At 41.3% G+C, this 10852-nt stretch carries 8 protein-coding genes; 6 read left to right on the forward strand and 2 right to left on the reverse strand.

Translation table 11 applies throughout. From position 1 onward, the window contains the following. Nucleotides 1-38 precede the first annotated feature (38 nt). From G3O08_RS13530 to G3O08_RS13550, 5 genes are all read left to right on the forward strand, one after another. Nucleotides 39-632: a YqaA family protein gene (locus tag G3O08_RS13530; protein WP_163285916.1), complete on the forward strand. Its 594-nt coding sequence runs from the start codon at nucleotides 39-41 to the stop codon at nucleotides 630-632. A 603-nt stretch (nucleotides 633-1235) separates the two neighbouring features. Then, the gene (locus G3O08_RS13535; protein ID WP_163285917.1) at nucleotides 1236-3557 is read left to right on the forward strand and encodes an ATP-dependent helicase; all 2322 of its coding nucleotides are present in this window, start codon (nucleotides 1236-1238) and stop codon (nucleotides 3555-3557) included. A 173-nt stretch (nucleotides 3558-3730) separates the two neighbouring features. After that, nucleotides 3731-4585 (forward strand): ABC transporter permease, encoded by an 855-nt coding sequence (locus G3O08_RS13540; protein WP_163285918.1) that lies wholly within the window; start codon nucleotides 3731-3733, stop codon nucleotides 4583-4585. Between the two features lie 5 nt (nucleotides 4586-4590). Further along, a complete protein-coding gene (locus G3O08_RS13545; RefSeq protein WP_163285919.1) occupies nucleotides 4591-5829 on the forward strand; it encodes an ABC transporter ATP-binding protein in 1239 nt (412 codons plus the stop codon). A gap of 71 nt (nucleotides 5830-5900) precedes the next feature. Further along, nucleotides 5901-6386, forward strand: coding sequence for a hypothetical protein (locus G3O08_RS13550; RefSeq protein WP_163285920.1), 486 nt, complete (start codon nucleotides 5901-5903; stop codon nucleotides 6384-6386). A 108-nt stretch (nucleotides 6387-6494) separates the two neighbouring features. Here G3O08_RS13550 and G3O08_RS13555 read toward each other — a convergent pair whose 3' ends face one another. Together G3O08_RS13555 and glgP are read right to left on the reverse strand one after the other, a co-directional pair. Next, nucleotides 6495-7964: a PP2C family protein-serine/threonine phosphatase gene (locus G3O08_RS13555; RefSeq protein ID WP_163285921.1), complete on the reverse strand. Its 1470-nt coding sequence runs from the start codon at nucleotides 7962-7964 to the stop codon at nucleotides 6495-6497. Nucleotides 7965-8155: 191 nt separating this feature from the next. Then, the gene (gene glgP, locus G3O08_RS13560; protein ID WP_163285922.1) at nucleotides 8156-9769 is read right to left on the reverse strand and encodes an alpha-glucan family phosphorylase; all 1614 of its coding nucleotides are present in this window, start codon (nucleotides 9767-9769) and stop codon (nucleotides 8156-8158) included. Nucleotides 9770-9844: 75 nt separating this feature from the next. On the opposite strand from glgP, the gene G3O08_RS13565 reads away from it, so the two are divergent. Continuing rightward, nucleotides 9845-10441, forward strand: a complete 597-nt coding sequence (locus G3O08_RS13565; protein ID WP_163285923.1) for a DNA-3-methyladenine glycosylase family protein — start codon at nucleotides 9845-9847, stop codon at nucleotides 10439-10441. Nucleotides 10442-10852 lie beyond the last annotated feature (411 nt).

Below are 10852 nucleotides of genomic sequence, written 5' to 3' on the forward strand. Positions count from 1 at the left end.
ATTCGCAAAAACCGTTAAAGTCTTGCTAAGGTAGTTTTATGTGGAATTCAATTAAGCGTTATCATTTCTTTTATCACCGTAAGGGTTTTTACACCTTTTTAAAACAGGTATCAATTAAGTTTGGTATCCTAATGGGTGTTATTTTGCTGGGCTTAATTCTTTTTGAAAGGTTTACTCCCGGCATTTCATTTTACTTCGCAAAGTACTCACTAATTGTTTCTCATGAAATAGTTCTTGCGGTATTTTTTGTAAGTGAAACAATTTTAGGTCTTGTACCGCCTGATTTATTTATAGTCTGGGCTAAGCAGTTTACTAACCCTTATGCGGTAGTTTTACTGCTCGCGGCGCTTAGTTATAGTGCAGGCCTGGTAGCATATTATATGGGTATAAAACTCGGTGCCATAGAAAAAGTAAGTGCTATTATCAATGTTAAATTTGCCTCCCAATTTAAAATGCTGCGCAGCTGGGGCGGTCTTATTATAGTTATTGCAGCATTGCTTCCATTGCCCTACAGCACTATGTGTTTAGGCGCTGGAATGCTTAAATATTCGCTTAAAGCTTTGCTCATTCTGGGGCTTTTTAGGTTTGTGCGTTTTTTTGCTTATGCCGCTGTGCTTTATCAGGTGGTTTAGTTTACTAATAATCAATAGGCAATTTGCAATAGGCAATAAGCAATTGGCAATAAGCAATAAGCAATTTTCAATAACGATCTTAATTACTACTCAAATCCTTCCAATTAGATTCTAATTTTTATTATACCTTAAGGTAAACTCCCTTTCCTGCATCCGACGAGGCTTTTCGCCGAGAGGAATGCACAAGGGCGGCAATGAGCAATAGGCAATAGGCAATTCGCAATAGTCAATAAGAGACAGGTAATTGGCAATAAGCAATATGCAACCTGAAAATATTTAATGCTAGCCCAGTATATTTTCAACCGTTCGCTCCGCAGTCATTTTCTATGCTTCGGTCTTCCGCTCAACGTTCAGTCGTAAATCAACTCTGCTTCCAGAAGTTTTTCATCTCACCGTGGATAAGATGGTCTGTTTAAAATCAATGTGACAAAAGGAAATCTTAAGGCTACGCTGATTTTATTGCAAATCATATTCCTCATTTTGCAAGTCTGAAAACCCAACGACCAAAGGGAGCCCGTATGGGAAGCCAAAAACCAAAAACACCATTCAAAACATCAGCATTGAAATGACATAACGTCATGTAGATTTCCTATTTTTGCGGTAATGGATTACTTAGATCAATTAAATCCTGCACAAAGAGCGGCAGTAGAGCATACCGAAGGGCCATGCATGGTTATAGCCGGCGCAGGATCGGGAAAAACACGCGTGCTTACCTATCGCATAGCCCACCTTATCAATAAAGGGGTCGATCCTTTTAATATTCTCTCGCTTACCTTCACCAACAAGGCGGCACGCGAAATGAAAGAGCGTATTTCTAAAGTAATAGGCGGAACCGAGGCGAGAAATATCTGGATGGGAACCTTCCACAGCATCTTTGCCCGCATACTGCGTGTAGAAGCAGAAAAGCTGAATTATCCCTCTAATTTTTCCATTTATGACAGCGCTGATAGCAAAAGTCTGCTCAAAAGCATCGTTAAAGAAATGGCTCTTGATGATAAACTCTATAAAGTAGGTTTTGTACAAAGTCGTATTTCCAAAGCGAAAAACAATCTGATTTCGCCAAAAGCATACCGTGAGAATGCCGAAATAATGGGCGATGATGAGATGAGCGGCAGAACAAAAATTGTGGAGATTTATTATGAGTACAATTTGCGCCTTTTTAAATCTGGCGCAATGGATTTTGACGATTTGCTTTATAAAACCAACGTTTTATTGCGCGATTTTCCGGAAGTGCTCCACAAATACCAACACAAGTTTAAATACCTGCTGGTTGATGAGTACCAGGATACGAATTTTAGCCAGTACCTTATCGTAAAAAAACTGGCCGCGCTTAATGAAAACCTTTGTGTAGTTGGCGATGATGCCCAGAGTATTTATGGATTCCGCGGAGCGAATATTCAAAATATTCTCAATTTTAAAAACGATTATCCCGATTACAAACTCTTTAAGCTGGAGCAAAATTACCGCTCTACAAAAACTATAGTCGCTGCTGCCAATAGTGTTATAGGAAAGAACCGCGATCAGATTAAGAAAAAAGTCTGGACAGACAATGTAGATGGAGATATCATACGTGTAAGTCGCTCCCTTTCAGACAATGAGGAAGGTCTTTTTGTGGCAAATGACATCTTTACCGATAGAAACAATAACCAACTTTCTAACAAAAGTTTCGCCATTTTGTACCGCACCAATTCTCAAAGTCGGGCGATGGAGGAAGCTTTGCGTAAAATCAATATTCCCTACCGTATCTATGGCGGACAATCGTTTTATCAGCGCAAGGAAATAAAAGATTTGCTGGCTTATTACCGCCTTACGGCAAATCCCAAAGATGAAGAATCGCTGAAGCGGGTCATTAATTATCCGGCACGCGGAATCGGAAAAACAACCTTGGAGAAAATAACCATTGCAGCTGCCGAAAACCAATCGAGCCTCTGGGAAGTGATTTCTTATGGGCTTAATACCCTTCAGGTAAATAGCGGTACGAAGCAAAAACTCGCCGACTTTGTAACGATGATTAGAAGTTTTGGCGCCCAATTGCAATCGCTCGATGCTTTTTCGATGGCAGAGCATATCGCAAAGTCAACAGGATTGCTTCGCGAGCTGTACGCCGATAAAACCCCCGAAGGGCTTACACGTTTTGAAAATATTCAGGAGCTATTAAATGGTATTAAAGAATTTAGCGAAAGCAATCTTCCTGAATTTAATGGCGAGAAACCGCACCTTACCGACTTTTTGGTAGATGTAGCCTTGCTAACTGATGCAGATCAAAATGATGATGATGACGATAAAGTGAGTCTGATGACCATTCATGCCTCAAAAGGGCTGGAGTTTCCACACGTGTATATTGTGGGTATGGAAGAGAATCTTTTTCCATCTCAACTTTCGCTAAGCGATAGAAGTGAATTGGAAGAAGAACGTCGACTTTTTTATGTTGCCCTTACGCGTGCCGAGAAAAAAACAACGCTCACGTATGCCTTGTCGCGCTATCGATATGGAACTTTAAACCACTCTGAGCCAAGTAGATTTATTGAAGAAATAGATCCGCAATTTATAGAAGCTCCAGAAAAACTTGAAACACCTTTTGAGCGTGACTCTGGTTTTGGTGCAACGCCATGGAAAGGTATGGGTAGCAGTGGTGATAGTAGGAATTTTCAGCGGAAGGAAAAATATGAACGACCCGCATCGCCGGCACCAACTGTGCCACCTAATTTAAAAAGAGTAAGCCAGGTGCCGAATATTTCAACTGCTAATGCTACAGCGGCGGGCACCATAGTAGCCGGCAGCCAGGTGGTGCACGCCAAATTTGGAAAAGGAAAAGTATTAAATGTGGAAGGCGAATCGCCTAATGAAAAGGCCACTGTGTTTTTCCCTTCGGTAGGGCAGAAGCAATTGTTGCTGAAGTTTGCGAAATTGACCCCGGTGGCGTAGCATCAAAAAAATGCTGTTTTGCCATGAGCTTTGAGTCCTGAAACTTTGTTTTATTTCTTTTTATAGCAGAATGTGAATAACCGGCACACAAAGCTTTTGTATCCTTATAACACGGCATCTTTACCTCAATTTATCTGCCTATATTTGCCGCCGGCAAAAACCAGCTATTTTACATGAGCGAATTAGAAAAGCGCGTCTATACGTCCCAGTCAAATGTCCAGCATCCCTGGAAAATGATAAAGGATATGTTGCAAGATATCAAAAGAGGTCAAGATCTTGCTAAAAGATTGACCATTCGCGATATAAAGGCTTTGTACCGACAAAGTTTTCTCGGTGTTTTATGGGCATTTATCATTCCTATTGCCAATACGCTTACATGGATTCTGCTTAACGCTAGTGGAATCATTAAACTGGGCGAATCTACCAGCCTTCCTTATCCCATTTACGTATTTACGGGTACTATGATTTGGGCTATGTTTTTGGAGAGCATGCAGTCGCCAATAAATCTTACTACCCAAAATAAATCGGTATTGGCTAAGGTGAATTTTCCGCGTGAAGCCATAATCATGTCAGCCGTTTATCAATCGCTTTTTAACGCAAGCATTAAAACGGTCATTTTGGTAATCGCATTGGCCTTTTTGGGTTATTTTGGTGGCTATACTTTGCTTTTGTTTCCGCTGGCCATGCTTTCTATGGTGCTTATAGGTACTACCATTGGCTTGATGCTTACGCCAATAAGTACACTTTATACAGATATCAGCAAAGGCTTGCCGTTGATTATGCAGTTTTTAATGTACACCGCTCCGGTTATCTACGCCATTCCCAAAGAGGGGCGAATGGCCGATGTAATCAGAGCAAATCCGCTTACGCCGCTTATAGAAACAGCGCGTAGCTGGCTCACCGGCTCGATGGGCGATTTCTTGCCCGAGTTTTTTATTATTAATGCCATAAACCTTTTGCTTTTGGCCTTTATGTTTGTAGCATATCGCCTGGCATTGCCTATACTTATTGAACGAATGAACGCATAAAAGCTATGGCCGAAGATACCCTTGTACGAGTAGAGCATTTGGCAAAAAAGTTTTGTCGCGATCTGAAGACCAGTCTATGGTATGGTGTGCAAGATCTTGGTGCTGAATTTGTTGGTAAAAAGAAAGAAGAAGATATTCAGCTGCGCAACAAAGAGTTTTGGGCGGTAAGAGATATTAATTTTGAGCTAAAGCGCGGTGAATGTCTAGGACTTATAGGTCGTAACGGAGCCGGAAAAAGTACCTTGCTCAAAATGCTCAATGGGTTGATTAAACCCGACAAAGGCCGTATTGAAATGTATGGCCGCATTGGTGCTTTGATTGAGCTTGGTTCTGGCTTTAACCCCATTCTTACCGGGAGGGAAAATATTTACAACAACGGCTCGGTGCTTGGATTGAACAAAAAAGAAATTGACGGCCTGCTCGAAGAAATAATAGATTTTTCTGAAATGGAGAAATTTATAGATACGCCTGTTCAGTATTACAGCTCTGGAATGAAGGTGCGGTTGGGGTTTTCTGTGGCAGCGCATATGAAGCCTGATGTGCTTATTCTCGATGAAGTTTTGGCAGTAGGCGATTCAGGATTTAAAATAAAATCGTTTAACAAGATAAACGAGATTATGCGCGATGCAGCGGTGATTTTTGTGAGTCACTCGATGCCGCATATTGCCAATATTACCAATAAGGTGCTGCTTATGGAAAATGGCGTGGTAGATTATTACGGCGAAAACATTACCGATGGAATAGAGCGGTATTTTGGATTATTTGCCGGCGATAAAGAACGTGTAGAGTACAATGAATTTGCGACAATTGAAGATATGAAGGTTTACGCGTCCGCGAAATATGCCGATGATCCGTCGCGAAAATTGCCCGCCATAGATTACCGCGATCCCATTCGTATCGATCTCGATTTAAAGTTAAAACCCAATGTTGAATGGTTTCATATAAAATTGCAAATTACCGACAAGGATTTGAAGATTGTTGGAATTTACGACAGCTTTCAGTTTCAGGAAGCCATTAAAAACGACCGCGATCTGCATCATTTAAAAATCACTATTCCCAATAGTATTTTTATCGATGGCGAATATTCAATAACGGTTTTTATCCAGCAGCGCGACCCTATTAATTCAAAATGGAATCTTTTAGCAGTGTATCGATACTGGCGTAAATTTAATATGAAAGCCAGCGCCGGGCTTGGTTATGTGCCAGCGGTTGTGTACCTGCCAGGACAGTGTGAGGTGGTGTAATCTCAATACAACGTTACCAGATTTTATTTTTTTCCATAACTTGCTATCTGAAATATTAAAACTATTCTGCGATGAAATTTCGAGTATCAGCCTGTGGCCTAACAATACTTCTTCTCTTTATTCTCAGTTCAATTTCGGTATCAGCACAAACTAAGTCCATTGATCCAACTGCCAAAAAAGGAGTTTTTGAGCAGAATGGCATGCGCCTTACGCCGAAGCAATTATTAAAGATTACAGAATCGAACCCCGAGGCTTATCAAGAAATGAAAAAGGCCAAGGAGAATTATGATTTTGCCAATGTGCTTGGCTTTATTGGTGGAGGTTTAATAGGTTGGCCTATTGGTACGGCTATAGGCGGTGGGGAGCCACATTGGATTCTTGCCGGAGTGGGTGGTGCTGTGCTTTTATGCATTATACCGCTATCAAATGGTTATAATAATCGCTCAATGAACGCCGTAGAAATGTACAATAGTGGTTTAGTGCAAAGTCAGTATAAGGTGCCATCTTTTAAACTGGGATCTACACAAAATGGAATAGGTCTTCTCATTTCGTTCTAAAGCGATAGATTTTTACCGATACCAGAAGGTGTATAGTTATAATGCTATTTATTTAAAAGCGACGATTTTTTTATATTAAGATTTGCCTATGTTGGCAGACGCAATCCATTAATCGAGTTCAGAATCCATTTTCGCCTCTGAGTATATCTCCAGCTCATCTATTTCTTCGTACACAAAGCTTGGGTCTTCAATTTCAAAACCACAGACAAGTACATCATCTGTTTGCTCGCATTTTTCTTGCCATTGGTGAAACTCTTTTACCAAAACACGTTTTTGCATAAACGAATATTCTGTATCCAGATGAGTTAGTATCTCATGGAAGCGTTCTTCGCCAAACTTTTCGCCAGTCTGATTCTCCTGATCCATAAATCCATCGGTTAACATATAGACCATATCGCCGATTTCCAGGTCAATATCCATTGATGAAAAGTGCACTTCAGAATCGCCGCAGCCAATTCCATTTGTATTTAAAACATGCTTTTTTACCGTGCCGTTTAAAGCGTTCTTAACAAATAAACCACCACCCGCTGTTGCGAATTTGGCCTTATTTGTTTTAGCATTCACTACTAGTATAGTAAGTCTTACATCGAGTTTGATTCCTGTTAGGTCAAGGCTGTTTGAGTCGTGAATACTCATATTCATTTTTGTGAGAAAAGCTCCCGGGTCGCTTGATTCATTTTCTTGTAGAACTCGGTCTGCTATAGAGACCATAAGCATGGTAAGTAAGCCGTGAGATGAGCCTTTGCTGCTGCAATCGCCGGTTATAATGTATTTGAAATCACCTTTTTGCTCTGCCCAGATAAAATCGCCGCTTACATAATCGCGCGGTCCACGCAGTAAAAACAGCTTTGTGAAAATTGTTCGCAAATGGTCTTCGCTTTTTAGAAATGCCATTTGAATATCTCGCGCATGTACGAGGCCTTCGCGATGTTCGTCATTGCGCTCCTGAAGCACCATATTCAGCTCATTTACTTCTTGTACTGCTTTACCTAAATTTCTTTTGGTTTTTTCAACAGTTCCTACAAAGAAGTATCCTATAGCTAAAATAACTCCGTATGTGCTTATGCTATTAAAAATGAGAAGATATATTGGATTCAGATCAAGTATAACCTCGAAGTGAAATAGCGGTGTGTTTTCGTAAACAACGGTGATGGCTAGAACGAAAAGTGTAAATATTATCCACTTTATTATCTCTCGTGAAGTTGCATATACTGATATACTAAAAAGAGCCACCAGGCTCCAAATCATTACTGCCCCTGTAGCCATGGCTCCTCCAGCCACAATTTGGAAAAGACAAGGAAAAATTATGCTCACCGACATCTGTAGATTGCAGCCTGCAGTGCTTGTACGCGAAATGCTGCATAGATACATACTGGCGGCAGAAATTACAAGATAGCACAGCGGTACAGTAAGAAGCGAATAAGCCCCTATAGCTAACATGCCTATGGACCATAATAATGCTCCCGCCGACATGAGAATGGTCACTTTTGACACAACCTTAAATTGAAACCGTCTATCAGTTATTATTGGCTCTGAACGTTGAGCAGATCGGCTACCCCAAAAAGCTATTGTTGGCATACTGTAAATTTTTAAGAAAATTTGTGGTTTGCTTACGCGAATGAAGGTGTTTTTGTTGCGAAGGTGAATTGCCGGATAGAAACAAGAATGTCAAAAAACGTATTCGCGGCAAACATGTATCCCATAAAAAAAAAGGCCAATCTTCTAAATAAATAGAAAATTAGCCTTCTGAAATAAATGTAATATTGGTTTTAGATATAGAGCTTTTCGTAGTATTCTTCAAGCATGCGAAGTACCGCAAATTCATCTTTGCAGTCCATGATACTCTGCTGCATCATAGCTACCCATTTTTTATGATTGTCGTAGTAAGTAGGCATTACTTCTTCGAGCAAAACCTTATATAAAGCGTCGCCATCGTGCTTGTCGTGTTCGGCTTCTGTTTTGCCAATAAAGCCATCGCCAAACTGCCAGCCGTTTTCGCCGTGGTCGCAAGCTTCAGGCCACCAACCGTCTAATGTGCTAAAGTTAAGTACGCCATTTATAGCCGCTTTCATTCCCGAAGTTCCACTTGCCTCTTTTGGACGGCGTGGATTGTTAAGCCATACATCAGAGCCGCGAGTAAGTGCAGCACCCGTAGCCATATCGTAGTTTGGAATATATACTACTGCGTTTGGATATTTCTTGCTAAAGCCAACGATTTCAAAAATCAGCTGCTTGCCCATATCATCCAGTGGGTGCGCCTTTCCGGAATATACAATCTGCAATTTTCCGTCGCGCAAAAGCGGATCAATTACTTCGGGATCGCGAAACAATAAGTTGGCTCGTTTGTAAGGCACGGCTCTGCGCGAAAATCCAAGGGTTAATACATCTTCTTTAAGCTCGGCGCCAGTGCGTTCTTTTACAAATGCAATTAGGTCGCGCTTGTTTTTCATGTGTGGCACCCAAAGGTCAGCTCCTTTTTCTGCAGCATCGGTCATAGCTTTATCAACCCAGGTAGGGCGGTGAATCGCGTTTGTAATTGGGACAATCTCTGCGCGTCCTTCTACATAATCCCACATTTCATTTGCCGTTTCGCCATGCAATTGAGCTACAGCATTGGCTTTTTTAGACAAGCGAAGAGCTCCAACAGTCATATTAAAAGGCGCTCCACCCATTGCCACTAGCTGCTCTACGGTCATGCCCATATTGGCGCCCATATACATAAGGCGATCAATTGGGTGAGATTCATTTCCTTGAATAACAGGGGTGTGCGTCGTGAAAACAATTTCTTCGCGACTTTTCACAAAAGCTTCCTGATAAGAATCTCCCTCATCACGCTTTTCGCGGATAAGTTCAAACCCGGCAAAAAGGGCATGACCTTCATTGAAGTGGTAAAGGTCAACATCTATTCCAAGAGCGCGCAACGCGCGAACACCACCTACGCCCAGTACCATCTCCTGTGCAATACGCTCTTCGCCAAACCAGCCGTAAAGCTGCCCGGTAATCCATCCGTCTTCATTGCCGGGTACATCGGTATCGAGAAGATAAAGGGGTGCATTTCCAAAATTATCGCATTTCCAGACTTTGATTTTTACATCGCGTTGGCGAATTTTTACGGTTACTTCCACTCCGGTATCTTCCAAAAAGTCGTAATTCTGATTTTTGTAGCAGTCGAAAGGCATTCCGTCTTTATCAATATGTTGATCGCCGTAGCCTTGTTTCCATTTTATACCCAGCCCCACAATAGGAAAATCGTGATCTTTGGCCCCTTTCATATAGTCGCCGGCCAAAATGCCCAGCCCGCCAGCATAAGTTTTCAATTTATCGTCGAGGCCGTATTCCATACAGAAATAGGCTATTTTTGGCATTTTCGATTTTGATGTCATGTCTTAATTCGTAAGATTATAAGCTGGCAAAGATAGAAGTTCGAAAAAGATATATAAGAATGATTTTTATCAGATATGAACATTAAAAAAGCCGCTGAATATCTCGCTGATGCTGATCCTGGAATGGGCGAAATAATAGAAAGAGTCGGTATAGTAAAGCTGCCCGTTCCACGCAGTAATTTTGAGAGCCTGGCAGATTCTATTGTTTCACAGCAGCTGTCTGTAAAGGCGGCCGCTACCATTTACAAGCGTTTTTCTCAATCTCTTGATCACGACATTAGTCCCGGAAGAATTCTTCAGACTGCTCCCGAAATTTTCAGTGCAGCCGGCTTATCGGGGCAAAAAACAAAATATATGGCTGCACTGGCCGAAGCTTTTATTCAAAACGAAGATACCTACAGCCGTTTACACGAATTGCCCAATGAAGAGGTAGTGAAATTGCTCACTGATATAAAAGGAGTCGGGGTTTGGACAGCTCAAATGTTTATGATGTTTAATCTGCTGCGCGAAGATATTTTCCCTGTTGGCGATCTCGGAATTCGCAGAGCCGTTGAAAGGCATTATTTTGATGGCGAGAAGCAAGAATTTGATTTGCTCTCAAAGCATTCTGAAATCTGGAAACCCCACAGGACAGTTGCGAGTTTTTATTTGTGGCGGAGTTTGGATAAGTAGGATTAGGGGGTGAATTACTTTTTTGTTAAGAATTGTTATGGTCTTATTTGGATCAGCATATAAATCCAACGAATTTTCGCCACGCGCGCCCTCAACTTAGCGTAGCGTTTTCACGCAGCGAAGCAAGTAATCCCTGAACTAATTTCTTTACACATCTTTTTTGCTCGTTACTTTTTCGCCTCATATAATACATACGTAAAGTTAGATTGTTAGAATTTTTCCAAAAGCATCTATCCCTAAAATAATGTAACATATTTTTTACCAATGCCCACGCGCGCCCCCACCCCCTAAAGGAATTAGCGTGTACTTAAGAACTCCCTGTTATTAGGCGTTCTATATGATTTGTCCTGTCTTTCCTATGTTCATAGCTACAATAGTAAAGAATCCTTTCTATATGCTTTGGTAGACTAT

It is taken from the genome of Cryomorpha ignava, from assembly GCF_010686655.1.
Lineage (GTDB): Bacteria > Bacteroidota > Bacteroidia > Flavobacteriales_D > Cryomorphaceae > Cryomorpha > Cryomorpha ignava.